Genomic DNA, 26452 nt, shown 5'->3' on the forward strand with positions numbered 1-26452 from the left:
GACAACGGCGCCACCTGGACCGCAGCCAGCAGCACCGTCGGCCAGAGCACCTGGAGCCTGGCCGGCGCCACGCTGACCGCCAGCGACACCCTACTGGTCAAGGTGGCTGACCTGGCCGGCAACGATGGCGCCGTCTATAGCCAGAGCTATGCCTACGACACCAGCGCACCGGCCATCAGCCTCGGCGGCCTGGCGTTGTCCAACGACAGCAACCTGGCCGGCGACTTCATCACCAGCCAGGCCGTGCAGACCATCAGCGGCACCCTGAGCAGCACCCTCGGCGCGGGCGACAGCCTGTACGGCTCGCTGGACGGCGGCGCCACCTGGACCGACCTCGGCGGCAGCCTCAGCGGCACCGCGCTGAGCTGGAGCGGCGTCACCCTCGCCGGCAGCAACACCCTGGTGCTGAAGGTGGTCGACGTGGCCGGCAACGCCACCGTGCTCGCCAGCCAGGCCTACGCGCTGGACACCAGCGCGCCGACCACCACCTTCGGCAACATCGCGCTGTCCAACGACAGCGGCGCCAGCAACACCGACCTGATCACCAACGCCGCCGCGCAGACCATCAGCGCCACCCTGAGCGCCGCGCTGGACGCGGGCGAAAAGGTGTACGGCTCGCTGGACAACGGCGCCACCTGGACCGACATCACCGGCAAGGTCAGCGGCACCAGCCTGAGCTGGGACGGCGCCACCCTGGTCAGCGGCGGCGCGCTGCAACTGAAGGTGGTGGACGCCGCCGGCAACGAAGGCGCGATCACCAGCCAGGCCTACGTGCTGGACACCAGCCCGTCGACTACCACTGTGACCGGCGCGGCCTTCTCCAACGACCGCGGCAACGACTTCGACCTCAACGTCGCCGCGCAAACCGTCAACGGCACGCTCTCGGCCAACCTCGCGGCCGGCGAAAGCGTGCTGGTGTCGCTGGACGATGGCGCCACCTGGAGCACCGCCAGCGCCACGGTCGGCCAGAGCGGCTGGTCGCTGCCGGGGGTTACGCTGAGCACCGGCGGCACCCTGCTGGTCAAGGTCGTCGACGTCGCCGGCAACGATGGCGCCCTGTACAGCCAGGCCTACAGCTACAGCTCGCAGGTGCCGTTCATACCGCTGCCGCCGCAGACGCAACTGCCGCCGCCGGTGGTGATCGAGCTGCCGGCCAGCATCCCGCTGCCGCCCCCGCCTGCGCTCGGCGGCGGGCTCAGCGCGAGCCTGTTCGACGCGCCGTCGCGGCCGATCGCCAGCGCCGGTGGCTGGGGCGACGCACCGCGGCCTTCGCTGGCCGCGCTCGACGTCGACAGCCTGGCGCAACAGCGCGGCGGCGCGAACGGCCGTGGCGACCTGCTCGGCAACGACGGCGTGCTGACGGTCAACGCGCCGCTGGCGGACCAGAACGTCCAGGGCAGCGGCGAGCGGGTCAGCTTCAGCCTGCCCGCCGACGCCTTCTACTTCGCCGGGTCCGCCGACGACCTCCGCCTGAACGCCACGCTCGCCGATGGCCAGCCGATGCCCGCCTGGCTGAAATTCGACGCACGTCTCGGGCGCTTCGAAGGCACCCCGCCACCGGGCTTCCACGGCACCCTGCGCATCTCGGTGCTGGCCCGCGATGACCGGGGCCATGTCGCGGTGCAGACCTTCACCCTGGTGATCGGCGAGCGCATCAGCGTCAGCGAGCACAGCCAGGCGCCGACCGGCCGGCCGAGCCTCGCCGAGCAGCTGCGCACGCCCCGCGACAGCCATGCCCAGCGCCTGGCCGCGCTGGCCAACGCCGTTACCCAGAGACGCTAAGAGATGAACGCCCGCGCCCAGACCAACCCCCTGCTGCCGTTACTGGAACTGGCGCGGCGCGCACGCTCGGCGGCCAACGCCGATGAGCTGGCGTTTCTCGCGGTCAATGACAGCCGCGACCTGGCGCCCTATCGCCAGGCCGCCCTGTGGCTGGACGATGTCGGCGTGCACACACTCTCCGGGGTGGTCGCCGTCGAATCCAACGCGCCCTATGTGCAGTGGCTGAACCCGCTGTGCCGGCACCTGGCCGAGCAGCAGCCAACGGCGCAGGCGCTGGCGGTCGACGCCGCGCAGTTGCCGGCGCAGCTGCGCGCGCACTGGGACGAATGGCTGCCGGCCTGCGCCACCTGGGTACCGCTGCGCGCCATCGACCCCACCGACTCGACGACGGGCCGCCATGGCGGCCTGCTGCTGGCCGGCGACGCCCCGCTGGCCGACGGCGAGCTGGCGCTGCTGGGCGAGTGGATGGACATCTGGCAGCACGCCTGGCGCGTGGCCCAGGGCCGCCCGCGCTGGTCGCCGGCGGCCCTGCCGGCGCGCCTGCGCGGCTGGTGGAACGCGCCGGGCAAGGCCGTGCGCTGGCGCCGTCGCGGCCTGGCGGCGCTGGCCTTGCTGGCGCTGCTGGCGTTTCCGGTGCGCCTCACGGTGCTGGCGCCGGGCGAGCTGGTGCCGGCCCACCCGGCGACCATTCGCGCCCCGCTGGACGGCGTGATCGGCGACTTCGCCGTGCAGCCGAACCAGGCCGTCGCCAGTGGCCAGGCGCTGTTCCAGTTCGACCAGGCGCCGATCGCCAGCAAGCTGGAGGTCGCCCGCGAGGCCCTGGCCACCGCCCAGGCCGAATACCGCCAGGCGGCGCAGATGATGCTCAACGACCCGCGCGCCAAGGCCCAGCTGGCCGGCCTGCTGGGCAAGGTGGCCGAGAAGCAGGCCCAGGCCGAGTTCCTCGAAGGCCAGGCGCAGCGCTCGCGGGTGGTGGCGCCACAAGCCGGCATCGCATTGTTCGACGACCCCCAGGAATGGATCGGCCGGCCGGTGCAGACCGGCGAGAGGATCATGCAGATCGCCGCCCCCACCGATGTGGAGATCGAGGCCTGGCTGCCGATCGGCGACGCCATCCCGCTGGAAGACAACGCGCCCCTGCAGCTGTACCTGGCCGCCTCGCCGCTGTCCCCGCTTTCCGGCAGCCTGCGTTACATGAGCACCCGCGCCAGCGCCCGCCCGGACGGCACCTACGCCTACCGCGTGCGCGCCCGCCTGGACGCCCCCACCGACCGCCGCATCGGCCTCAAGGGCACGGCCAAGCTGGCCAGCGGCAGCGTGCCGCTGGTGTACTGGGTGCTGCGCCGGCCGCTGGCGACGATCCGCCAGTTCCTGGCGCTGTGACGCCGCGCCGAGCATGCCGATGATGAAGGCCGCACTCCCCAGCCTGCGCCAGGAGCTCTCCGTCACCCCCGGCCCGCGCCTGGCCGACGGCCAGCCGAGCTGGACGCTGCACGACCCGGCGCGCAACCAGTTCTTCCAGCTCGACTGGGCCGGCTTCGAGATTCTCAGCCGCTGGCACCTGGGCGATGCCGGCGCGATCCTCGACGACATCAACCGCAGCAGCGCGCTGCAACTCGACGAACAGGCCTTCGACGAGGTGCTGCAGTTCCTCCGCGACCAGCAGCTGTTCGTCCCGGCCAGCGGTTCCGCCGCCCTGCTCGCCGCCGCGCGCGCCCGGCAACGCGGCACGCGCTGGCAGTGGCTGCTGCACAACTACCTGTTCTTCCGCATCCCCCTGCTGCGCCCGGACCGCCTGCTGGACTGGCTGCTGCCGCACCTGGCGTTCCTCTTCAGCGCCGGCTTCCGGCGCCTGACCCTGGCCGCCGGCGCGCTCGGGCTGATCGGCGCCTACCGCGACTGGGACCGCTTCAGCGCCACGCTGATGGACAACCTCAGCTGGGACGGCGCGCTGATGTTCGGCCTCACCGTGATCTTCGCCAAGACCTGCCACGAGCTCGGCCACGCCCTCACCGCCAAGCGCTATGGTTGCCGCGTGCCGACCATGGGCCTGGCGTTCCTGGTGCTGTGGCCGGTGGCCTACACCGACACCAACGAAGTCTGGAAACTGCCGCGCCGCCAGCAGCGCCTGGCGGTGGCCGGCGCGGGCATCGCCACCGAGCTGAGCCTCGCCGCCTGGGCCACCCTGGCCTGGTCGCTGCTGCCCGAGGGCGGCCTGCGGCAGGCGGCGTTCCTGCTCTCCACCACCACCTGGATCTCGACGCTGCTGATCAACGCCAGCCCGTTCATGCGCTTCGACGGCTACTTCATCCTCTCCGACTACCTGGGGCTGCCCAACCTCCACCAGCGCAGCTTCGCGCTGGCCCGCTGGGACCTGCGCGAACGCCTGTTCAAGCTCGGCGAGCCGGCGCCGGAAGCCTTTCCCCGACAACGCCGCGCGGGCCTGATCCTGTTCGCCTGGGCCGTGTGGATCTACCGGCTGGTGCTGTTCCTGGGCATCGCCGCGCTGGTCTACCACTTCTTCATCAAGGCCGTCGGCATCCTGCTGTTCATCGTCGAGATGGGCTGGTTCGTGGCGCTGCCGATCTGGCGCGAACTGCAGGCCTGGGGCGAGCGCTGGCCCACGCTGAAACAGCGGCCGCGGGCGCGCCTGAGCCTGGCGCTGCTGGTCTGCCTGGTGGCGCTGTGCGTGGTGCCCTGGCCCGACCGCATACGCGGCACGGGCATGCTCCAGCCGCAGACCCGCATGGCCCTCTACGCCCCGGTGCGGGCGCAGGTCACGGCGCTGCCGGTGGCCGATGGGCAGCACGTCGCCGCCGGCCAGCCGTTGCTGGAACTGCAATCGCCGGAACTCGTCCTGCACGGCAACGAGGTGGAGGCGCGCCACGCCACCCTCGCCTGGCAATCCGCCGCCGCCGGCTTCGACAGCGGCACGCGCAAGGACTGGCAGGTGCTCAACGACCAGCTGGCCTACTCCCAGGCCGAGCAGACCGCCGTGAGTGCCGACGCCCAGCGCTACAGCCCGACCGCGCCCTACTCCGGCGTGCTGGTCGACGTGGACCCCGACCTGCGCCCGGGCCAGTGGCTGAGCGAGCGCGAGTACCTCGGCTCGCTGGTGGCCGATGGCCCCTGGCAGGTGGTGACCTATGTCGACGAAGAGGTGGTGCACCGCATCGCCCCCGGCGACCCGGCGCTGTTCATCGCCGATGGTCTGGGCGAGCCGGCGATGCGCCTGACGGTGCACAGCATCGACCGCGACGCGGCGCGCACCCTGGGCGAGCCGGAACTGAGCAACCTGTTCGGCGGCAATGTCCTGGCGCGCGAGAAAAGCGGTGTGTTCTACCCCGAGCACGCGGTGTACCGCGTGGTGCTGCAAGTGCGCCAGAGCCTGCCCGCCACCCACGGCGAATGGCGCGGCCACGTGACCATCGCCGGGCGCTGGGAAATCCCCTCGCTGCGCTTCCTGCGCGCCGCCGCCGCGGTGCTCTGGCGCGAATCGGGCTTCTGAGGCGGTGAAACGCCGAGCGCGCCGGACGGACTCTCGCCCGCCGGCGCACGCGGATCGTCAGCTCAGAAGTCGATCTTGATGCCGATGATGCCCTCGTAGCTGCGGGCGTCGCCGCCGAAGGCCTTCTGGTAACCCAGCGAGCCGGTCAGCGTGGTGCGCTCGCCGAGCTGGTAGTCGACGCCGACGTTCACCTCGCCCCAGGTGCCGCGCATGTCGGTGCCGAAGGGAATGTAGCCGTCGGCCGAGGAAAACGCGGTCTTCGCCTGGCCCTTGAACTCGTGCCAGACACTCGGCCGGACCCAGGCGTTGGTGCGCCGCACCTCGCCCTTGTCGTCGGTGCGCAACCAGTCCTTGTCGACGCGCACGCCGAGCCGGCCGGTGAGCGAATCGACGTCCTCGAAGCGCACCTTGGCGGCGTCGTCGTGGCTGTCGGCGAGCTTCACCTTGCTGACGATCAGTTGCGCCTGGGGCTCGACGTGGAGCGTCTCGTCCTTGTTCACCTTGAACGGGTAGCCGGCCTCCAGCGAGGCGGTAATGCCATGGCCGCTGGCGTTCAGCGCGTCGGCCTCGCGCGGGCTGGCCTTGAGGTCGAAGCGGTTGTACTGCAGCACGCCGTCGAGGTACCAGCCTTCGGGGCCGAAGTGCGTCCAGTAGGCGCCTATGCCGTAGGAGCGCAGGCTGTCGTCGCCGGCGCCACGGCCGTCGGTGTGCTCGACGCTGCCGCTGATGCGCCCGGCCTGCAGCGACACCCCGGCCTGGTCGGTGCTGCCGTCGGTGTCCTCGTGGCGATAGAGGTCGGCGCCCACCTGGAAGGCCTGGATGCGGTAGTCGTAGTCGGCGCCGTTGGCCAGGCTGTCGCTGCCCTTGCGGTAGATCAGGCGACCCCAGCCCAGCGACGGCCCGTAGCTGTCACTGGCCTCCGCCAGCAGCGGCTCGGTGGCCAGGCGACGTTCTTCGCCGACGCGTTCGTGCAGGGTGTCCACCAGCGCCCGGCTGTAGTGCAGGGCCATGGCCGGCAGCGCGCTGTAGAGCGAGGTCTCGGGGCGATAGTTGGGCTTCTGCGGCGGCAGCGGATCGGGTGTGCGCGGGTCAGGTGCTAGCGGGTCGACGGGCCCGTTCGGATCGGCCGGCGTCACCGGGTCGACGGGGTCGACCGGCTGCGCGTCCTGGGTCGAGCGCAGGTACCAGGCCTCGGCGTTGCTGTCGTCGAGGCTGGCGCGGTGCAGGCTGTATTCGTAGGGGCCGGCCACGACCCGGCCGAGCAGGCGGAAGGCGCCGGCCTCGGTGGTGCCGCCGTTGACCGCGTCCACTACCTGGATGCCGTTGCCCCGGGTCAGCGCGCCCGGGCCGCCGGCGTTGCGGATCAGCAGGTTACTCGCGCCGCTGGCGTTGCCGCCGTCGATCACCAGTTGGTCGGACGGCGACCCGTCGTCGTACAGGTAGGTGTTCAGCGCCAGGGTGCCGTTGGCGCCCTGGTACTGGTTGACGCTCAGCGTCTTGAACTGGCCGCCGAGCGGCGCGCTGAAGTCGATCACACTGGCATCGTTGCGCAGGCCGGTCAGGTTGGAGTCGCCGGTGAGTTTCCACAGGCTGCTGTCGTGCATGTCCAGGTCCGCCGTGCTGCCGGTCGCGGTACGCGCGGAGCCGCTGACGATCGAGCCGTCCAGCTCGATGCGCGCCTGGCCCGCGGCCGCCATGGTCTGGCCGACGCCCTGCCATTGCCCGGTGCCCATGTCCGACAGCTGGGTGCCGGCGCTCGCGCTGGCGCTGTCGACGTTCAGCCACTGGCCGCTGCCGCCGGCCAGGCTCTGGCGCAAGGCGATGTCCGCCACCCCGGCCACGGCCAGGGTCGCGCCGTCGCGGTTGGCCAGCACGCCGCGCTCGACCTCGATGCCGCCGGGCAGCGCCTCGCTGCCCTGGGCGTACAGCGCCGCCGATTGCGCGCCACTGGCGCTCACCACCAGGTCGCGGGCGCTGACGCTGCCGGCGTTCTTCGCCACCACGCCGTGGCCACCCTCGCCGCTGGTGACGATTGCGACGGCGTCGAGACTGGCGCTGGCGCTATTGCTGGCCAGCGCGCCGAGGGCGCCGGGCCCTGCGGTGGTCACCGTGGCGTTGCGTGCGATCAGTTGCGCGCCGGACTCCGCGCGCACGCCATGGGAGCGCGCACCCTGGGTGGCCAGGCTGGCGCCGTCCAGTTCGAGCACGGCGGTATCGGCCTGGTACTGGCGGCTGACCAGCGCCGCGCTGGCGTCGTCGCCCAGGGTTTTCACGCTGATGTTCTCGCCGGTCAGGCTGACGCTGCCGGGCTTGAGGGTGCCGATGCCGGCATAGATGCCGGTGGAGTACTGGCCCCGGGTCTCTACCGAGAGGTTCTTCAGCAGCATGCTGCCGCCGTCGTCCACCGCCGCGCCGTAGGCCTGGGTGCCGGTAGTCAGCACGCTGGTGCCGTCGACGCTGAGCTGCGCGCCGGGGTTGCGCGCCACCAGGGCGTGGGGGAAGGTCAGGTTGCTGGCGACCGGCGAGCCGTTGCCGGTGGTGAGTACCGAGCCGCCGGTCACGCTGACCTGGGCGCCGGCATCGGCGACGATGCCCATGGCGTTGTCGTTGCCGTGGGTGGTCACCGTGAGCTGGTCGATCGCCAGCGTGGAGTTGGCGGCGCTGACCGCCGCCGAATAGTTGCCCTCGGTGGTTACCGAGCCATTGTCGATGCGCACCTCGCTACCGTTGAGCACGCGCACGCCGAGGCTGCTGCCGGGCGTCGTGTAGACGTGGCTGTCGCGCATCGCCAGGGTCGCGCCGTCGACCTGCACACCGGGCGCCCAGGGGCCGGCGCCATTCGGCTGGGCGTCGACGCGGAAGCTGCTGCCGGTCACCGTTGCCGCTGCGCCGGGGGTCAGCGACAGCCCAATGGAACGGGCGCCGTCGACCGCCACGCGGGTATCGTTGATGGTCGCCTGCGAGCCGGCGCCTTCCAGCGAAATGCCGTGTCCGTACAGGCCATGGGTGACCAGCTCGACGTTGTCCAGCGACAGGCTGCCACCGGCCATGGCGCGAGCGCCCGCCGAGGCGTTGGCCACGTTGCCGGCGCCATCCACCTGCACGTCGCTGTCGCGCAGGCTGACGCTGCTACCGGCGCCTTCGGCGCGCAGGCCACCGACCAGCGAGGCGCTGGCGTGGATCGACAGGTCGGCGCCGTCGATGCTGCCGCCCGACAACGCGTGCAGCGCGGCGGTGGTGCTGGTCGTGGTGGCCGCACCGCTGACCTCGACGTTGCCGCCATCGAGGAGGATGCTGGCACCCTCCTCGGCCCGCGCGGCGCTGGCGCTGCCGGCGGCGATCAGCAGGGAGACGTCGCTCGCCTGGATGCGCGTGCCGGTGCCACCGGCCAGCAGGCCATGGCTGAGGCTCAGGGTTTTCTCGCCGTCCACCGGCGCCGCGCTGGACACCGCCGCGCCACTGGTGCGGACCTCGCTGCCGGCAAGCGTGACGCTGGCGCCATTGCGCGCCCAGACACCCACCGAACCCTTGCCAGTGGTGACCAGGGAACCGCCTTCAATGCCGACGCTGGCGTCGTCGGCCAGTACCGCGTGGCCGTTGCCGCCGCCGGTGCTGACGCTGCTGTCGTTCAGGGTCGCCTGTGCGCCGTCGTCGACCCGCAGCCCGTAAGCCGAGCCGCCACTGGTGTTCAGGGCGACGTTCTCGGCATCGAGCCGGCTGCCCTCGCCGCTGACGTGCACGGCATGGCTGCCGCCGGTGGTCGCGCTGCGTGCGCCGCTGGTGCTCACGCTGGCACCGCTCAGGTCGGCCTGGCCGCCCTTCTCGACGGCCAGCCCGACGGCGCCCCAGGAGCTGGTGCCGATGGAGCCACCGCTCATGTCCAGGCTGGACCCGGCGTCGCTGACCACGACGCCGCGGTTGTTGTTGCCCTTGGCCAGGCCGCCGACGCTGACCGTGGTGTCGGTCAGTTTGAGCGAGCCGCCCGCCTGGACGATGGCGGCGGTCATGTCGTTGGCGGTGAAGGCAGCGCCAGCGGCGGTCTTCGGTTCGAGGACGATGCTGCTGGAAGCGACCTCGACCTGGCCGCCCTCCACCCGGATGCCGACCTGGTTCTTCGCCAGGTTCGCGTTGACGGCGGTGCTGAACACGCCGCCCTGCTCGAAGCCGATGCTCACCCCTGCGCCGGCCTGCAGCCCCGTCGTGCCGGCGGCGGCCAGGTTGATGACCTGCCCGTTGACGGTCGCGCTGCTGCCAATGCCAACGCCACCGGCACTCGGCGTGATGGGCGCCGGGGCGCCGAGCAGCGCGCGGCTGGCGAATACCCGCGGCGCATCCTCAACGGCCTGCCGGGCCACCTCGAGGTAGCTCGGCGGCGAAGGCTCCAGCAGCGCACCCGCGGCGGAAGGCTCGTCGAGATCGTCGCGCTCGGCCTCGACGACGCTGTCCTCGGCCTCGACCTCGATCATGCCGAAGCTGAACAGGCTGGCCACGGCCAGGCCGACCAGGTGCGCCAGGTGGGAACGGCGCAGCCGACTGAACAGGGGTGCAGAGGATTTCATGGCGGCCTCCAACATTCTCGAATGGGATGCCACCAGTCTCCAAAGGACCTGTTCAGTTGGCTTTCGGAGAACTTCCGCTGCGCCTGTAGGAGTAATGCCCGATTACGCCAGCCGTTGCGCCGCAGGGGCAGCGCTGGAACCCGACAGGCGCCGTTCACTTTCGTTTCACATCGAACGGGCTAGCCTGCAAGCCATCGGGACATGACTCAAGGAGAAACGCCCATGCCCAGGCTCAACACACTGCTGTCCGCTGTACTCGGTATCGCCCTGGTCAGCGCTGCGCCGGCGTTGCTGGCCGACCCGGGTAACGGCAAGGGCAAGGGACACGAGAAGGGCCAGCACGGCAACCAGGGCCAGGCCGGCGGCAACGGCTGGCAAGGCGGCCCGGCGATCGACGTCGGTGGCGTGCGCGTCATCCTCGGCGACAACCGCGACTACTGGAGCCCCGGCGCGTCCCTGCCGCCAGGCATCCAGAAGAACCTCGCGCGCGGCAAGCCGCTACCGCCCGGCATCGCCAAGAAGCTCGACGGCCGCCTGGTGGGCCGCCTGCCGCACTACGACGGCTACGAATGGCAGCAGGCCGGCACCGACCTGCTGCTGGTGACCATCGCCACCGGGGTGATCTACGAAGTCCTGCACGACGTGCTGGACTGATTCGCGCCCCGGCCCCGGCTACCGATCCCCCACTCCCGCCGCGCGCTGCCCGGCGATACGCTCCTGCGCAGAAGCCGGGCCATTCCCCGGTCTGATCGCACGCCATCACGTATGCTGAACAGGGTGGGCGAAGCCTGCGGTTCACCTATCATCGAACACTGATTTCGCCCCCAGGAGCTTCCCGCATGAAACAGCACGCAGAGTTCGACCTTGTGGTCTATGGCGCCTCCGGCTTCACCGGGCGCCTCGTCGCCGAATACCTCGGCCAGGCCGGCGCCGGCGTGCGCTGGGCCATGGCCGGCCGCGACGCCGGCAAGCTCGCCGCCGTGCGCGCCGAGCTCGGCCTGCCCGAGTCCATCCCGCTGCTGGTGGCCGACGCGGCCGATCCGGCCAGCCTGCGCGCCATGGCCGAGCGCACCCGCCTGGTGCTGACCACCGTCGGGCCCTACCAGCTGTATGGCGAGCCGCTGCTGGCCGCCTGCGTCGAGGCCGGCAGCGACTATGTCGACCTGTGCGGCGAACCGGCCTGGATGCGCGGCATGATCGACCGCTACGACGATGCGGCGAAGCGCAGCGGCGCGCGCATCGTGTTCTCCTGCGGCTTCGACTCCATCCCCTTCGACCTCGGCGTGTACTTCCTGCAGCAGGCGGCGAAGCAGCGTTTCGGCGCGCCGCTCGTGCGCATCAAGGGCCGGGTCAGCCGCATGAAAGGCAGCTTCTCCGGCGGCACCGCCGCCAGCCTGCAAGCCACCCTGGCGGCGGCCAAGGCCGACCCGAAAATCCGCGAGCTGCTGGTCAACCCCTTCGCCCTCACCCCCGGCTTCACCGGCCCGGCGCAACCGCCGGCGGACCGCCCGGAATACGACGCAGCCCTCGGCAGTTGGGCCGCGCCTTTCATCATGGCGGCGATCAACACGCGCAACGTGCACCGCTCCAACCTGCTGCTCGGGCATGCCTACGGGCAGGACTTCGTCTACGACGAAATGCTCCTCACCGGTCCCGGTGAACAGGGCCAGGCAATCGCCCAGGCCGTGGCCGGCGACCGCACCATGGCCAGCGACAAGGCGCCCAAGCCGGGCGAAGGGCCAAGCCTGGAAGAGCGCGAAAATGGCTTCTACGAAGTGCGCTTCCTCGGCGAAACCGCCGACGGCAGAACGCTGGAAGCGGTGGTCGCCGGCAAGCGCGACCCCGGCTACGGCTCCACCTGCCGGATGATCACGCAAAGCGCGCTGTGCCTGCTCAACGAAGCCACCGGAACGGCGGGCGGCGTCTGGACCACCGCGCCGGCCATGGGCGATGCACTGATCGCGCGCCTGAGCGAGCACGCGGACCTGACCTTCCGCCTGCAGGACTGAGCCACGGAAATGCTGACCTGGACGAGCGCGGCCCTGCTGTTCTTCTCCGCCGGCGCGACGGCGCACTACCTGCGCACGGCGGCGCGCAGGCCGCGCCTCGTCTACCAGGCCAACGCCCGCAGCGCGGCGCTGGTCGCACGGCTGCCGCGCCTGTCCAGGCGCTTCTGGCCCACCCCCTGGCTGTTCAACGGCCACCTGCAGATCGCCGGGCTGTGCCTGCGCGAAGCCCTCGCCGCGCCACTGCACTACGACCGCGTCGACAGCCTGCGCATGGCCGACGGCGGCACCACCGAACTGCACTGGCTGGGCCTGGACCTGCCGGCAGATACCCCGACCCTGGTGGTGCTGCACACCATCATGGGCACCGCGCAGAGCATGCGCGCCTTCGTCCGCGACCTGCAGCGCATGACCGGTTGGCGTATCGTCCTCTGCCAGCGCCGCGGCCACGGCGCGCTGCGCCTGACCAGCCCGAAGTTCAACACCATGGGCGATGTCGACGACCTGCGCCACCAGCTGCGGGTGATCGCCGAAACCCTGCCGCGCTCGCCGCTGTACGCGGCGGGCGTGTCCGCCGGCACCGGGCTGATGATCCGCTACCTGGGCGAGCAAGGCGACGACACACCGATCCGCGCCGCCTTCGCGTTCTGCCCCGGCTACGACATCAGCGTGGCCTTCGGACGCTCGAAGGCCCCCTACACGCGGATCATGGCCAAGCGCCTGGTCGAGCAGTTCATCGCGCCCAACCGCGACGCGCTGCAGCACCTCGCCTCGTTGGGCGCCCTGGAAACCGCGCAGAGCCTGGAAGCCTTCCAGCGGCACCTCTACGAATGCGCCGGCTACGCCAGCCAGCAGGACTACCTCGCCGCCTGCAACCCGGTCGGCGTGATGCAGCGGGTGAGCGTACCGCTGCTGGTACTCAACGCCGAAGACGACCCGGTGTGCGTCGCCAAGAACGTCGAGGAGCACCTCGACGCCATGCGCCAACTGCCCAACGCCGTGTTGGCCGTCACCTCGCGCGGCAGCCACTGCGCCTACCTCGCGGGCCTCGGCGCGCGCCCCTGGGCGCACCAGCTCGCCGCCGAATTCCTCCTCGCGGCGCATGCCGCGCCAGGCTCTGGCACGAGCCTTGCGCCGCACGGGTGACTACAAAGCACCGTCCGAGTGACGGATAATGGCTGGCGTATCGAATCGCTTACTCGCCAGCCGATAGGGAAATCCAGCTCGATGAAATTACCGTTTCCTTCCACCTTGCTCGCCTCCACCCTGCTCGCCTCCGCCCTGTTCCTGTCCCCGCTCAGCCATGCCAGCGATGGCGCCCTGGAAGACACCTTCAGGGCGTTCAGCCAGTGCGACGCCCAGTTCTTCAGCAGCCTGCAGAGCCACGCCGCCGACTGGCAGGCCTTCGCGCCGCTGAAGCAGTCCGGCGACCTGGCCTGGATCAGCGTGAAGGACCGCTCCAGCGACGCCAGCAACAGCGTCGCCCTGGACAAGGCGCCCACGCTGGCTGGCCTGAAGCTGCTGTCCTACTACGACGAAAGCTCCGACCTCGGCACCCTGGGCTACTACCTGTACTGGGGCTTCCTGGTCGACGCCCGTCCCGAGCAGGTCGCCCGGCAGCTCACCCCGCTGATCGCCGACCGCGACCGCCTGCGCCAGGACGGCAGGTCCTACGTGCGCAGCGAAGTGAGCGTAGGCGGCCGCTGGCAGGCCATGCGCACCCAGTCCGGCCAGGCGCCGGGCACCCAGCGGGTGGAGCGCGTGCTGCTGATCGAACCGGAAGGCCCCAAGGGCGAGCGCACCCGCGTCAGTTGCTCCCTGCAAGGCGCGGTGGACGGCGCCCTGCTCGCGCGCATGCGCCCGGACATCCCCGCCGCCGACTACCCGCGCCGCACGCCGCCCACCGCCCTCGACGACGTCGCCGTGCCCGAGGCGCTGCGCAAGGGCGTCGACACGCCGCTGCTGCAACCGAAGTTCAAATCGCTGCGCTACACCTTCGTCACGCAGAAGGCCGACGGCGAGCGCCGGACCCCGGTGTCCATCGAAATGCGGGCGCAGGACGGCCTGCTGCGCAAGACCGAAATCTACAGCGAGGACTTCCACGTCGACCGCCTGACCCAGGCCGACATGATCCAGTTGAAATCCAAACTCAATGGCATCGGCGACGGCCGCGTGCTGGTCACCCAGTCGCTCGAATCGAGCATCCCGCCCGGCTGGATCCTGGGCCGCACGCTGAAGGCCAGGCAACTGATGGACTACGTCCCGGCCAAGCCCGGCGACCAGCAGGCCGAATCGGAATTGACCTGCAAGATCGGCCAGCGCTTCCCGGCCAGCCAGGTGTTCCCGAGCCTGACCGGCGACGCCATCCACCTCGACTGCGAGCAGGGCAGCTACAACTCCTCCCGCGCCTTCGTCGAAGAACTGGGCATCGCCTTCGTCCTCGACTCCACGTCGAAATCCGGGAAGGAAACCAATGAAGTGACGGCGCTGGAGGTGGTGCGCTAGTCGCGGATCCGGATCGGCCTCCGCTGGCGCCGGCTGGCAGCGGCCGGTCATCCGAGGACGGGACGTCACCTGTACAGCCCCCTTCACCGCCCCAACGGGATCGCATTCCGCGATCCCGGATTCCATGTATCAGCCCCAAGGGACGCCATGCGAGTCGCGAGGCGGATTCAACGTTGCCGCTGCGAGTTGACCGGCCAGGTCAGCCTGTAGAAAAGGTCGCGGTGAGGTTTTCCAGCGACTTTCCGTAGGGCATTTCCGAACCATGCCCAGAGGCCCATCCGGCGCATTCACAAGCCGCCATTCGCGGGACTCAAATAGCCGCTCCTGCCTCCCGCGAAGCCCGCCCATGCCCATACGCCGACTCGACCACGCCCTGCCCGTGCTGGACCGTGGCCAGGGCTTCCCCTGGCGCGAAGACCCAGCGCTGACCGCCTTCCTCCAGGGGCACATCGCCGAAGCCCTGTCGAAGAACCCGGACCCGCCGGCCTGCCACTACTGCGGCGGCCACCAGGTCACGCTGCGCTACCGGGGCCGGCCGCCCAATGGCATTCCGTACTTCAACTGCCAGCAGTGCGGCAAGGGCTTCAACCGGCGCACCGGCACGGCGCTGCAGAGTTTCCTGCGCTGCGACAAGCTGGACGCGTTCCTGCCGCTGCTGTCGCAACAACGCTCGATCGCCAGCACCAGCGACATGCTGGGGGTTTCCCGCGCCATGCTGGCGCGCTGGGTCAGGGTATTCCGCAAGTGGCTGCTGGAGCTGGACCCCAGCGGCGAGTGGGAAGCCAAAGTGCGCCTGGGCATGCGCCCCGAACTACCAAAGCTGCAATGCCCGAGTTGCGACAACCAGCAGCAGTTCTTCCGCCACGGCTTCGTCGACGGCAACCGCCAGGGCAAGCGCTTGTTCCGCTGCAAGGCGTGCGGGCGCTGCGTCAGCGAACCGGACGAGCACTTCGCCAGGAGGAAGGCGGCTGCGGCAGCAACGGAGGCGGAATCGCTCCGCACTCATGAGGCCAGCCAGAATGACTAGATCTGTCCCCTATCCTTCTTGCCCGAGCAGGTCCATGGGTATCTCCGTGATCTCCAAACGGATTCGATTCTGCGTCTGGTTATGGGACAGGAACCTGATCTTCTGCCAGTTCGGCTGCAACTGATTGTTCCGTTTGCGCTTTGGCGGAAACGCCTTATCGATTGACGGCACCACCAACTCGAAAACATCATCCGGAGACAACGCCTGCTTGCTCAAGAATCCCGACCCCTTGTAGAGGATCTGCTCCAGGTCCTGCTTCCCTATGGCCTGGCTCAGGAATTTGCACTGCAGGTATCGCGTCCTGGGCCCCTGGAGCGCGACCAGATCGATACCCTCGTCGAGGAGTCCGAGGGAAAGCCCGCGATAGTCAACCTCCCAGCCTTCCTTCTCCAACTCCAGGCCAACCCAGCGCTCATATACGATGCCCCAGTCCGAGGGCGCCATGCGTTCGACCTCGACCCGATCGATGACCGCGCCAGACGCGTCGACGATCTCCACGCCCGTCCGGTAGTGCACTAGCAGACGACCCGCTCTCAATCTTCTTGCCAAGCCCTTCATCGGCTGCCGTTCTCCCTGACTCACGATGTGCTCACCATCATCGGCCAAGTCTTGCCTGCATTAAATTCTGGGCAGCACTTCTGAGAATTCCCTGAGAAAGGCTTAAGGGAGGGGCGACTGCAGAGACGCAGGGATACAGCGGAACATGAAACGGCACCGATTCTCCGGGGCATCAAAACGACCCTGGTGCTGTTCGTCAGGGCACTGGCACCGGTGGCGGGAAAGGCCTCGAAGTACGCCGATGCGGACCTCAGAGGGAAGCTCGATTCGTCCTTACTTAGGGTCAGCGAGATGACGTCAGAGCAACGCCTCCCCCTCTTACCACTGCTTCACGGCACCTCCAGATCGCCTGGTAGCGGCCGCCCGATACGACAAGGGCGCACCTTCCGATGCACCCTTGGCCTTCAGCAGAGCCTGGCGGCAATGCCGCCCCGGCTCACTTGGCAGCGGCAGTATCCGCGCTCTTGGTACGGTACAGCGCAAGGTGGTTGGCGATGCACATGTCGTACGCCTCGACCAGGAACAGGTGCGGCTTGCCCGCCACCGGCGGAACCAAGCAACGGCTGGCCACGCGCTTACCGAGCATCTCGGTGTCGATGTAGATGAGGTTCACCGGCGACTTTTCCGGGTTTTCCTGCTCGGTGAAGAACGCGCGAGTGTACTCCTCGTCCCCAGCGGTTTTTTCGAGCAGCGCGCTATCGATCCGGGTGGTCTTCACTTCGCTGGCGGGCATGTCCTTCTGGCTCAGCAGCGCGACGCCGATCGGGCCGGTCAACCCGGCGACCAGCGAGTTGGTGCGCAGTTGCGATTGCAGGTTCGCGTAGGTCACGAAATGCTGCACGTTGATAGTCGGCTGGCTGCCCAGTTCCGGGAAAGCCTCATAGGCGCGATGGGCGAGCAGGCGCACGCCGGTGGGCTTGGTCGCGTCGTCCGCGACGCGGTAGATGGCGTAGGCGTCGCTGATGATCAGCAGGCTGAAGATTTTCTTCTCGCCTTCGCTGTGCGGGCGTAGATCGTGGATGGCAACCTGGTCGGACTTCTCGAGCCCCGGGTATTCCGGCGGCGGTACCGGGGGCTGGCTGGCGCACCCGGCTACGGCGAGCGCACTGGCAACGAGAAGGCTTTTCAACACGTGCATGGGACATCCTTTGTCAGGGTGAAGGGGCTCGCCAGATAGCGAGCGGCACATCCTCACCCAACCCACCGCGACATTCAATTGCCATCATCTGATAAGCATCTGAATTTACTGAAATACCAGAGCCCTTCTTGACCCGCCGCGGGTGACGCGTGGCTGAAGCGCCAGCGTCAGCCACCGTGCAGGGGCACATGACCGGTTGCGGCTCATGCGCCCCCTACCGCTAGCGATGGTTGCGATAGCGCTCGGCCAGGGACTGCACGAGGGTGACGTAGGACCGCGTCTCGGCGTAGGGCGGCACCCCGTTGTACTCGTCCACGGACGCTTCGCCGGCGTTGTAGGCGGCCAACGCCAGGGTCTGGTTGCCATTGAAGCGCTTGAGCAGCCAGGCCAGGTAGCGCACGCCGCCGCGAATGTTCTGCCGCGCGTCGAACGGATCGTCCACGGCGAAGCGCTCGGCGGTGGCGGGCATCAACTGCATCAGCCCCTGGGCGCCGGCAACGGAAATGGCGTTGGGGCGGAACGCCGATTCAGCGTGCATCACCGCGCGGACCAGGGCCCTGTCGACACCGTAGTGCCCGGAATAGGCTTCGATCTCCCGCCGGTAGGACAACGGGTCCAGGCGCAGCGAGGCGACCCTGAAGCCCTTCGGCACGCTGCACAGGTAGCAGCCCTTGATGTAGCGCACCTCGAGGATATCGACCCGCGCGGAGATGCCGACCGGGCGCCGGCTCACGTATTGGCGCACGCCATTGTGGACGAAGGTGTACACCCGGATCCGCCCCGCGCTCAGGTCATCGTCCTGCGCGGGCCTTGGCGCGACCGTAGCCTTGGCGTCCGCGCCAGCCTTGCCTTCCATGCGGCTGCAGTGAGCACCGGCGATCGCGTGGCTGGTGAAGCGGACGCTTCCATCCCTGGCCTGGCACTTGAACGTGGCGCCGGCGCAAAGCGGAGCGGCCAGCAAGGCCAGGCCGATGCAGCCAGGAAGGCTCTTGCGAACCCATCGCCATGCTCTGCAACCCATCGCATCACTCCGCGGGCGTGGCAGCGCCTTGCGTACGCTCGCCGTGCTCCTGTTGGTGACAGGGCGCCAGGACTTCCCGGGCGCCGCCATTGGAGCGCCCATGCGAGGTGACCTACCTTTTTGCTCCGCTAGTTATACGCCTTGTTACCGGCCGTGGAATTTGCGATGACGTACGGGCTGCCGGCCGCGCGGGTCAACGGGTCCAGAGCGGGTCGGTGGTGAAGGCGATGGTCAGCCAGCGGTTCGGGCCTTCACCGCCGATGGCCTCGCCGACCTCGTCGCGCAGCCGGTCCCATTCGTCCAGGGTCTGCGCCGGCCAGCCCGGCGGGACGATGAAATACAGCTCGATCTGCTGGGCCCGGCCAACCTTGGCGACATAGGCCTGGTAGGCCACGAAGCCATGTTGCGCGACGAACGCCGTGGCCACCTCGTCGACATGCTCCTTCAGCGCGGGCGGGGTGACCAGCAGGATGTCCTTGAAGGCCTGGCGAATGGTCAGCAGCGGAATCGGCAGGATCACCAGGCAGATGAGCGCCAGCACCGCCGGGTCGACATAGGGGCCGATCTGCGCATGGCCGCTGGCGGTGGCGATGTCGCCCACCAGGAAGGCGATCAACAGGGCCAGCGAGATGCTGCCGGACATCACCCAGGACTTGGCGTCGAGGGCGACGAAGTCCGAGCCGATCTGCCGATTGGCGCGGAACTGGAACACGGCCAGGGCGAAGCAGACCAGGGTGGCGACCGCCGCATAGAGGATGGCGAAACCGAACTCCAGCGCGTGGCCACCGCTGAGCAGCCGGCCGATGGCGTTGATCAGCGCGTACAGGGTCACGCCGCACAGCAGCGTGCCGTTGAGCGCCAATACCATCGGTTCCAGGTGCCAGAAGCCCATGTTGAAGCGCTCGGCCAGGCGCCGGCTGGCATCGCCCTCGGCGGTGTGGCGGCGGATCAGCGTCGCCACCATCAGCGCCAGGCCGCTCATGCTGGCATCGGCCAGCGAGTAGACGCCGTCGAAGACGATCGAGAAGGACCCCGACAGCAAGCCGACGACGATGCCGAAGCCGGCCAACAGCACGGTCACGAGGATGGAAAGGCGCAGGATGCCCTGTTCGGTTTTCATGGCTGGGGCTCCTTGCGCCTCCGTGGTCGCGTTACCCAGAACGGGCCTGGCCGGCGCCGCCGGCTTCGCTGGGGGGCGCGACTATAAGCCAGGGCCCGGGCCCTGGCCATTGGCGCCCCGGCAATGGCGCTGTGCAGCTTCGCAAGGCCGCTGGCCCGGCTTGGAGCAATGACAGCATCATCATCCTGGCCACCGCCTGATTTCTCACCTACCATGCATCCACCTCGTATTACCGCGGCTGCTGAACCCGGTATTCACGAGGATATGACCATGAAAAGAACACGCGCCTGGAGACACTCACAGGCCCTTAAACATTTCCCGCAAAAATCGCTCCGTCCGCCACAGCCCCGACCAGAAAAGAACTGGAAGTTGATGTATACCCGTGCCGACAAGCTGTTCAGAGCCCGCCAGCTTGGTATGGAGTATCCGATTCGCACCGTCCGCCAACTGCTGGACCAAGAGTGACCAACCTCCTTTTTATCTGCAGCCGAAATCAATGGCGTAGCCCTACTGCAGAAGCTATCTGGCGCCGCCGCCCCGGCTTCGAGGCTCGCTCAGCGGGAACCAGTCCGAACGCACGCAAGCCCATCTGCCCAGCGGATATTCGCTGGGCAGATGTAATCTTCGTCATGGAGCGTAAGCACCTGAACCGACTGCAGGCGCAATACGCCCGCTTGCTTGAGCACAAGCGGCTTCACGTTCTGGATATTCCCGATGACTACCGTTTCATGGATCCTGAGCTGGTGGATATGCTCAACACCATGGTGGCGGCCTACCTGGCGGTCTAGGTACGCAAGAACGGTTTCGCCATAGGCAGACCTCCGTGGCGCTGCTCACCCTATGCGCCCAACGTGCAAAAAGGCCATTGCGACTATTGGCCATACAGGTCATTCGCGAGCCTCCGTTTCGGGTCGAAAGCGTACGATCAAGCACCTATCCACCAGCCAGGAGCAATTCCTCGAACATGCCCGGCGCCTGGCTGATGAATTGTCTTGGCGTAGCGCATATGATTAGGTTCCGGGGCCCTGAACGACTCCGTCGGGTGCAGATGCGGCCAGAGAATCAGGGTGATCGCGTCCACCACTCCTTCAGCATTCGACGCCCCTAGCCACGCCTTCACTGACGCGAACCCATGGTCACCACTGTCATCCTCAGCATGCTCTGCGTGCACCTGCTCTGTTTCTGCGTGATGTTCCTGCTGATCAGCACACGGCTGAATGGCAAGAGAATGGGCATGGAAGTCTTCGCCCTGGGCAATTTCCTGCTCGGGCTCGCCTACATCCTGCAGTTGCTGGACGGCCCCGCGACCTGGGGTGTGGTGAGTCTCATCAACCACACGATGACGCTCTGCGCCCCCGTCGCCTACGTGCTTGGCGCCATGCGTTTCTTCGATCGGCCCACGCCCGTGTGGAAGCCTTTGCTCACCCTGGCGGCGGTCTACACGACACTGCAGCTGGTGGTGCAGTCGACGCTAGGGCCCGAGGCGCGTCATGCCTTGCTGGCGGGTTCCTGCGCCCTGCTCTTTCTGGGCATGACGATCGCCGTGCTCCACGCCCGGCGAACCGTCGCCCGCGACCTGCGCGTCGAGATGATCGTGTTCGCCGTCCTGATTGGCGGCATCTGCGCGCTGAACGCGGCGAAGTTCGTGATGATCGTCCAGGGTGGCCTGGCTGCGCTCGACATGAACAGCGGCTTCCAGAGGGTCTTCTACATCTACATGTCGTTCCTCGGCACCGTGCTTCCGCCCTGCGCCGTCTGGCTCGTCCTGCGGCGCCTCGCGGATGAGCTGCGCAGCATGGCCGCGCATGACCCGCTCACTCACCTGCTGAACCGCCGTGGGCTGACAGAGGGGCTGGACGCGCACTTCCGCTCGCGAACGGCGGGGCCCGCCTACCTGCTGATCGTGGATATCGACCACTTCAAACAGATCAACGACACCCACGGGCACAAAGTGGGTGATCTCGTGTTGTGCCATGTGGCCGAAATCCTCAAGGCCACCGCGCGCAAAGGCGACCTGACCTGCCGCCTGGGCGGAGAGGAATTCGTCCTGGTCTGCTTCGGCACGGACAGGAGCGGCGCCATGCAACTGGCGGAGCGCACCCGCGCGGCGATCGAACACAGCGAACCGCCCGGCATCAGCGCCGATCAAGCGATCCGCTGCACGGCGACCATCGGCGTCTCCGAGCACTTCACCAGCACGCAAGCGCTCGACGAGTACCTGCAGCAGGCAGACGCGGCGCTGTACCGCGGCAAGACCTCGGGGCGCAATCGCGTCGAGTACGCTCACGCGTAGAAGGCCGAACGGACCCGAGACATCGACCCGCCACCGGAGCACAACGGATAATACCGTCAGCCCTCTCGGAAGACGGCCCTGCCCGAAATACAGTGCTGCACCGCTCCGCCAACCCAGATGACCCCGTCGACGCTTTCAACCTGCAGCCGACCTCGGCGCCCTATCGCGGTGCCTTGGCTGACGGTGTACCGATTGCGCAGGACGCCCGAGCCGATCAGCCACTGGGCCAGGCTCGCATTGAGACTTCCCGTGACGGGATCCTCGTTGCACTCCTCGCCCATGAAGGCTCTGACTTCCACATCGGCTTCGGCCTCCACGCCAACCCACGGCGCGACAATGCCGACATTCAGCCCCTGCAACAGGGCGTAATCGGGCTTGACCGCCAACACCTCATCGCGACTGGCCAGCAACACGCCCGCCCAACCGGGGCCATTGTCCACCCATTGGCTTGCGCGGACTTGCCCAGCCGCGAGGCCGAGCCCCTGCTCGATCACCCTCAGCGTGTTTGCATCCAGCGGCCCGCTGCGTATCAGCGGCGGAGCGGAGAACGCCAGGTGCGGGCCTTGCTTGCGCACACGAACCAAGCCCGCCGGGCACTCCTGGATAATCTCGACTTGCTCGGGGTTCTCGTTCCGGCCCAGCCACACCTTGCAGCTGCCCAGCGTCGGGTGGCCGGCAAAGGGCAGCTCTCGTAGCGGAGTGAAGATGCGTACGCGGTAATGCGCCTCCGGCGCTCGGGGCTTCAACAGAAAGGTGGTCTCACTGAGTTGCGTCCAGCGGGCAAACGCTTGCATCTGCTCGGTTGTCAGCTCGTCGGCATCCACGACCACCGCCAGCGCGTTACCTTCGTAGTGGTACTCGGCAAATACATCGACCTGTTCGAATGGCAAAGACAGTGGCATCACATTTCCCTGATCAGTATCGGCGGGTCACTCGCCATCGGGGCCGAGGGTAGCCGCTACGCGAAAACAATTGAAGGACGCCTGGGCCTTGCGCTTGATCACAGACAGCAATCGGCCAGACGCGGGCAGTCCTCTGATTGCGACGCCTTCACTGATCCACCTCAACACTGGCCCGGTTCGAATCCTGCAGAGTGAATTTTCACCCGCCTGGAGAACCCGCCATGTTTCCCGAATTCCGCGAAAAAATTTCCCGCCTCAAGGTCGAGGACCCGCATTTTGCCAAGCTGTTCCATAGCCACAATGATCTCGACCAGGAGATCAAGAACATGGAAGCAGGCATCACGCCGGCCAACCACGAGGCCATCGAGTCGCTGAAGAAGCAGAAGCTGCAACTCAAGGACGAGCTCTACGAGATTCTGCGCAAGAAAGATGGCTGCCAATGTGGGAGTGGCTGCGGCGGCTGACCAAGGCAAAGCTGTCGAATCAGACCACCCGTCAAGAATCGACGATGCCAGGGCAATTCACCGGCAATTGGAAAAGGGGACAGATTTACTTTCGCCACTCTGATTCTGCCCGACGGGTCAGATTTAGAGCAGTGGAAATAAACCTGTCCCCTTCTCTAGGCTATAGCAGACCCTCAAGAAGGAAGACTGGATATCATGATCAGCCGAGCGCAACTGCTGCCATGCAGTTGCCCACTATATATTATGTAGGTGGAAAATCTTCGTACGATTTTGGGAGGTACCCCCAAATTCTTAGTACGTCGCCGAGCACTTCAAACTCGAACCCAATCTGTGCGACGACCTCCGAAATTTCGGAGGCATGGTCAATGGTGGCTTGGGCCAGTAGACGTCCATCAGAGGGAGATAATTCCGACAACCCAATATCGAACCATTCTACCGACTCGAATGGAAACGGTAGGTGATAGAACCACTCAACATCCCAGCCTGAAATATTTCCAGCGACAGACTTTGACCGATAGGACGGACGCCAGCCTTGGCGCTGGCGGAAATGATTAATCAGCTCATTCCACTTGGTGTTGTTCGACGCACTTGCCAGGTTTCTAGCAACGACCGCGGTATGGATTTTCTTCCGAGTCGCGTCATCATTGCCTGCGCTGGCATCGGGCAGCTCATTCATACTCAGCCCTTTCATTTAGATTAAACGTGTGAAAAATGTGTGAAAAATGGGACTGATTTATTTAACCAACTCTAATCTTGATCGACCGGCCAGCCTTAGAGTATGAAAAATAAATCTGTCCCCTTTTCCGTCCGTGCTCGCAACTGGTTGGACATGGAGAGACTCCGGAAATTCTTAACCTCCAACACTCCACCAACGGATTCCCCCACATATCCGGAATAAAAAAGTGGACAGATTTATTTATTGCACTCCAATCCCGTCCGACTGGTCAGCTTTAGAGTAGGAAAAATAAATCTGACACTTATCTCTCAAGAAAAATTATTCCTGATAAACAATTACTTACGAGATCTAGACCAATAGTTCTTCAGCATCACTGCTGCTGCAAAAGTCATAACCGCCCCGCCTTTCAGTGAATCAATTGCCGCATCAAAAATCACCCCCTCAAAATCTATATTCACACCTTCCATTACAGAAGAAACATACACCCCCAACACCATGGCCACAAAGATGGCACCAGTGCACACAAAATAGCTCTTTATCAAAAATCGAAGAACAGGGAGTTTCCCGCTCATTTCTTTTCATCCATAGCCCCAGAAATCTTATCACTGACAAACTCTGACGAGATCGCCCCTCCCACCCCTTCCAACTGCTCTTTCACTCCAGACGAAACCTCACTTGCCACTCCTGCACCCAGAACCTTTCCAGCAGCACCTCCCGCTGCGGCACCAGATACGGCGCCAACTACCAAAAAAAAAGGGGACCAAAAAAAGGGGACAGATTTATTTAACGAACTCTAATCTTGATCGACCGGCCAGTTTTAGAGTATGAAAAATAAATTCGTCCCCTTTTCGTTCTCGATCAGTTACCACACGGGCTTTCTGAGAATCCTGTCCCTGCACGGCGGAAGAGTCGATCTGCTCCATAACTTTTATCCTTATAATCCCTAACCCTCAGAAGCTGTGAAAGGTGGAATATTTATTACCAGAAGGAAAACATCTATTTATCGCACTCTAATTCCGCTCAAAAAAACAGCCTTAGAGTAGAAAATAAACCTACCCTTCCCATCTCTTTCTCCCTCGCCCTTTCTTAAGCCTGAAGAACTGTAACCCGACATAAAGCATCACTCTCATTGAACTGAAAATTAACCACCACCCCCCATCTTTGATACCTTAGCCATTTCCCTACATAGCCAATTAATAAATCTTTCCTCCCACCACCTGTCATTGCAGGCTGACCAAGAATATCCAAAACACTCTGATAGGTAGATGAAGCATTTAGCCAATCACAAAAACCCTCATTTAAGGCAGAATATCCATCACTAGCCTCAATATAAAAATGAATATGATTCAACACCCCCCCTCTAAAACCCACCTCAACTCCCGATCGAGTATATTTATAGTACCTCGTCCCCCCTACCGGATCATTGTATGCATCAGGATCAGACGACACATGTGGAGCCTCTCCAATAGATTTTTCTAGCTCTAAAAATTCAGGCGATCTCTCATCCTTACCAATAGCGACTATAAATTTATCCCATATACTTATCATTTTATAACTCCAGTCTGACGATTCCTATCAATAATCTGCTTTATTGCATCTTCCACCTGCCCTGGATCATAGCCACGCTCAATCATATTTGACCTCAAGGCATCAGTATCGCGACACACAGCACCACAGAGATCTAGAGCATCTTGATGGACTTGAGCGGAGGTGTTCTTCCCGCCATAAGTTGGCCCCGCGACATGAACATCCTTAGGAACCTCGACCGCAGTGGAATTTTGATATAGAGCCTTTGCTTCAGCTTCAGTTAAAGGGCGACCAATCTCGTTCTCTTTGGCTTTTCGGAGAGCCGCAAACGAAGGAATATGATCATGATCCAGACCATCACCAACCACCTCACGGCCCTTTAAGTTTTTATAAGAATCAACATCAAGCGCCTTGGATCTCTCAACCTGGCTGCTGGCAATTTTAATCAGCTCAGAAGCCTGCTCAAGATTACCAGCTTTTAGGGATTTTTCAGCAGCCTTCAGGGTCGTTCCAGCGACATCGCCAAGCGCTGGGACTAAGCCAATTATCGCCGCCAGATACTCCAGCGAACTATTTGCCTCCGAAAAACTTTTGATGTCGCCAATTACCGGTAAGAAATCGATACCTAGAGATGCTGTCCCCTTGAGCATCTCGGCCCTATCCGCTTTCATTTTCGCAGAGCAGGCGTCAGCACTAATTCCGATGCAGTTCTGTGCTTTGTACTCTTCATCAGCCTGTTTCAGCTGAGCTAGTGCTTTCTCGTATTTTTCAGTCTGCGATACGCCAGTGAACTGCTCTTCAGCAATCTCGCTGATTGCATTGTTATCCACCGCATTCTTACCCGCGCCTGCAGCAGCTAACGCGCCAGCGCTATCGCCACTGACAATTCCACCGGCCATCCCCGCAGCCAAAGAGGAAAGGGAGGAGACGATCTGTCGCTCGTTCTCGGTCAGTTCTTCAGGCTTCTTGCTCGGGTAGAGGCTGGCGGCGATCAACTCGCCGGTTGTGGCGCCTGCCGCACCGGCTGCGGCAGAGTTACCTTGAGCGCTGGCCACCACAGCACCGAGCACGGCTTGCGCCATGATGCGCACCGTGTCGTTGTTTCCGGCCTGGTCCTTGATCAGCTTCGCGACGTAGGGCGCCGATGCGCCGGCCACCGCACCACCGATGTCGCCGCCGGCCAGGTATTGCAGTGCAGCCGTGACGGCTTGTGCGGCCCTTTGGAGATCACTGCCAGTGCCGTACTCGCGCATAACCTTCTGGTACGCGGCACTAGCCTCCAGCTCCTTCTGAGTGGGATTGTCCTTCCCCTGAGCTTTCAGTTCCTTGCGAGCCTCCTCCGTGGCATTGATCTCCCCCTGCGTCC

The 26452-nt window shown here is 65.6% G+C and carries 22 protein-coding genes; 12 read left to right on the forward strand and 10 right to left on the reverse strand.

Annotated features, from left to right (window positions below):
• The 3 genes from P3W75_RS17000 to P3W75_RS17010 form a co-directional block, all read left to right on the forward strand.
• The coding region (locus P3W75_RS17000; protein WP_276228482.1) for a putative Ig domain-containing protein at positions 1-1782 on the forward strand (1782 nt) is incomplete at its 5' end.
• A gap of 3 nt (positions 1783-1785) precedes the next feature.
• Positions 1786-3165 carry an efflux RND transporter periplasmic adaptor subunit gene (locus P3W75_RS17005; protein WP_276228483.1) on the forward strand — a complete coding sequence of 460 codons (1380 nt, stop codon included), beginning with the start codon at positions 1786-1788 and terminating at the stop codon, positions 3163-3165.
• 19 nt (positions 3166-3184) lie between these two features.
• Positions 3185-5290 carry an HlyD family efflux transporter periplasmic adaptor subunit gene (locus P3W75_RS17010; RefSeq protein WP_276228484.1) on the forward strand — a complete coding sequence of 702 codons (2106 nt, stop codon included), beginning with the start codon at positions 3185-3187 and terminating at the stop codon, positions 5288-5290.
• 62 nt (positions 5291-5352) lie between these two features.
• Here P3W75_RS17010 and P3W75_RS17015 read toward each other — a convergent pair whose 3' ends face one another.
• Positions 5353-9849 carry an autotransporter outer membrane beta-barrel domain-containing protein gene (locus tag P3W75_RS17015; protein ID WP_276228485.1) on the reverse strand — a complete coding sequence of 1499 codons (4497 nt, stop codon included), beginning with the start codon at positions 9847-9849 and terminating at the stop codon, positions 5353-5355.
• Between the two features lie 222 nt (positions 9850-10071).
• Here P3W75_RS17015 and P3W75_RS17020 point away from each other — a divergent pair, with 222 nt between their 5' ends.
• The 5 genes from P3W75_RS17020 to P3W75_RS17040 all read left to right on the forward strand — a co-directional run bounded on the left by P3W75_RS17020 (position 10072) and on the right by P3W75_RS17040 (position 15387).
• The gene (locus P3W75_RS17020) at positions 10072-10503 is read left to right on the forward strand and encodes an anti-virulence regulator CigR family protein (RefSeq protein WP_276228486.1); all 432 of its coding nucleotides are present in this window, start codon (positions 10072-10074) and stop codon (positions 10501-10503) included.
• Between the two features lie 185 nt (positions 10504-10688).
• A complete protein-coding gene (locus P3W75_RS17025) occupies positions 10689-11858 on the forward strand; it encodes a saccharopine dehydrogenase family protein (RefSeq protein WP_276228487.1) in 1170 nt (389 codons plus the stop codon).
• A 9-nt stretch (positions 11859-11867) separates the two neighbouring features.
• The gene (locus tag P3W75_RS17030; protein WP_276228488.1) at positions 11868-13001 is read left to right on the forward strand and encodes a YheT family hydrolase; all 1134 of its coding nucleotides are present in this window, start codon (positions 11868-11870) and stop codon (positions 12999-13001) included.
• Between the two features lie 81 nt (positions 13002-13082).
• Positions 13083-14360, forward strand: coding sequence for a hypothetical protein (locus P3W75_RS17035; RefSeq protein ID WP_276228489.1), 1278 nt, complete (start codon positions 13083-13085; stop codon positions 14358-14360).
• Between the two features lie 346 nt (positions 14361-14706).
• Positions 14707-15387 (forward strand): DUF746 domain-containing protein, encoded by a 681-nt coding sequence (locus P3W75_RS17040; RefSeq protein ID WP_276228490.1) that lies wholly within the window; start codon positions 14707-14709, stop codon positions 15385-15387.
• Between the two features lie 9 nt (positions 15388-15396).
• On the opposite strand, the gene P3W75_RS17045 is transcribed toward P3W75_RS17040, so the two are convergent.
• From P3W75_RS17045 to P3W75_RS17060, 4 genes are all read right to left on the reverse strand, one after another.
• A complete protein-coding gene (locus P3W75_RS17045; RefSeq protein ID WP_276228491.1) occupies positions 15397-15993 on the reverse strand; it encodes a hypothetical protein in 597 nt (198 codons plus the stop codon).
• A 388-nt stretch (positions 15994-16381) separates the two neighbouring features.
• Positions 16382-17083 carry a hypothetical protein gene (locus P3W75_RS17050; protein ID WP_276228492.1) on the reverse strand — a complete coding sequence of 234 codons (702 nt, stop codon included), beginning with the start codon at positions 17081-17083 and terminating at the stop codon, positions 16382-16384.
• Positions 17084-17303: 220 nt separating this feature from the next.
• Positions 17304-18104: a lytic transglycosylase domain-containing protein gene (locus P3W75_RS17055; protein ID WP_276228493.1), complete on the reverse strand. Its 801-nt coding sequence runs from the start codon at positions 18102-18104 to the stop codon at positions 17304-17306.
• Between the two features lie 193 nt (positions 18105-18297).
• Positions 18298-19224 carry a cation diffusion facilitator family transporter gene (locus P3W75_RS17060; protein ID WP_276228494.1) on the reverse strand — a complete coding sequence of 309 codons (927 nt, stop codon included), beginning with the start codon at positions 19222-19224 and terminating at the stop codon, positions 18298-18300.
• Positions 19225-19494: 270 nt separating this feature from the next.
• On the opposite strand from P3W75_RS17060, the gene P3W75_RS17065 reads away from it, so the two are divergent.
• From P3W75_RS17065 to P3W75_RS17075, 3 genes are all read left to right on the forward strand, one after another.
• Complete coding sequence (locus P3W75_RS17065; RefSeq protein WP_276228495.1) at positions 19495-19689, forward strand: hypothetical protein; 195 nt, start codon at positions 19495-19497, stop codon at positions 19687-19689.
• Entirely contained in the window at positions 19686-20012 is a 327-nt protein-coding gene (locus tag P3W75_RS17070) for a low molecular weight protein tyrosine phosphatase family protein (RefSeq protein ID WP_276228496.1), read from the forward strand. The genes P3W75_RS17065 and P3W75_RS17070 overlap by 4 nt, the downstream gene beginning before the upstream one ends.
• 344 nt (positions 20013-20356) lie before the next feature.
• Complete coding sequence (locus P3W75_RS17075) at positions 20357-21517, forward strand: GGDEF domain-containing protein (protein ID WP_276228497.1); 1161 nt, start codon at positions 20357-20359, stop codon at positions 21515-21517.
• A 56-nt stretch (positions 21518-21573) separates the two neighbouring features.
• Here the strand turns inward: P3W75_RS17075 and P3W75_RS17080 are convergent, their stop codons facing one another.
• Positions 21574-22419 carry a PhzF family phenazine biosynthesis protein gene (locus tag P3W75_RS17080; protein ID WP_276228498.1) on the reverse strand — a complete coding sequence of 282 codons (846 nt, stop codon included), beginning with the start codon at positions 22417-22419 and terminating at the stop codon, positions 21574-21576.
• A 221-nt stretch (positions 22420-22640) separates the two neighbouring features.
• Between P3W75_RS17080 and P3W75_RS17085 the strand changes: the two genes are divergently transcribed.
• Positions 22641-22883, forward strand: a complete 243-nt coding sequence (locus P3W75_RS17085; protein WP_276228499.1) for a YdcH family protein — start codon at positions 22641-22643, stop codon at positions 22881-22883.
• Between the two features lie 241 nt (positions 22884-23124).
• Here the strand turns inward: P3W75_RS17085 and P3W75_RS17090 are convergent, their stop codons facing one another.
• From P3W75_RS17090 to P3W75_RS17105, 4 genes are all read right to left on the reverse strand, one after another.
• Positions 23125-23559 carry a DUF6678 family protein gene (locus tag P3W75_RS17090; protein ID WP_276228500.1) on the reverse strand — a complete coding sequence of 145 codons (435 nt, stop codon included), beginning with the start codon at positions 23557-23559 and terminating at the stop codon, positions 23125-23127.
• A 335-nt stretch (positions 23560-23894) separates the two neighbouring features.
• The gene (locus P3W75_RS17095; RefSeq protein WP_276228501.1) at positions 23895-24131 is read right to left on the reverse strand and encodes a hypothetical protein; all 237 of its coding nucleotides are present in this window, start codon (positions 24129-24131) and stop codon (positions 23895-23897) included.
• A gap of 514 nt (positions 24132-24645) precedes the next feature.
• Complete coding sequence (locus P3W75_RS17100) at positions 24646-25107, reverse strand: hypothetical protein (protein WP_276228502.1); 462 nt, start codon at positions 25105-25107, stop codon at positions 24646-24648.
• Positions 25104-26452 (reverse strand): VENN motif pre-toxin domain-containing protein (locus tag P3W75_RS17105; RefSeq protein ID WP_276228503.1); only part of this gene is annotated, 1349 nt, incomplete at its 5' end. The genes P3W75_RS17100 and P3W75_RS17105, both read right to left, overlap by 4 nt.

Source organism: Pseudomonas citronellolis, from assembly GCF_029335315.1.
GTDB lineage: Bacteria > Pseudomonadota > Gammaproteobacteria > Pseudomonadales > Pseudomonadaceae > Pseudomonas > Pseudomonas citronellolis_A.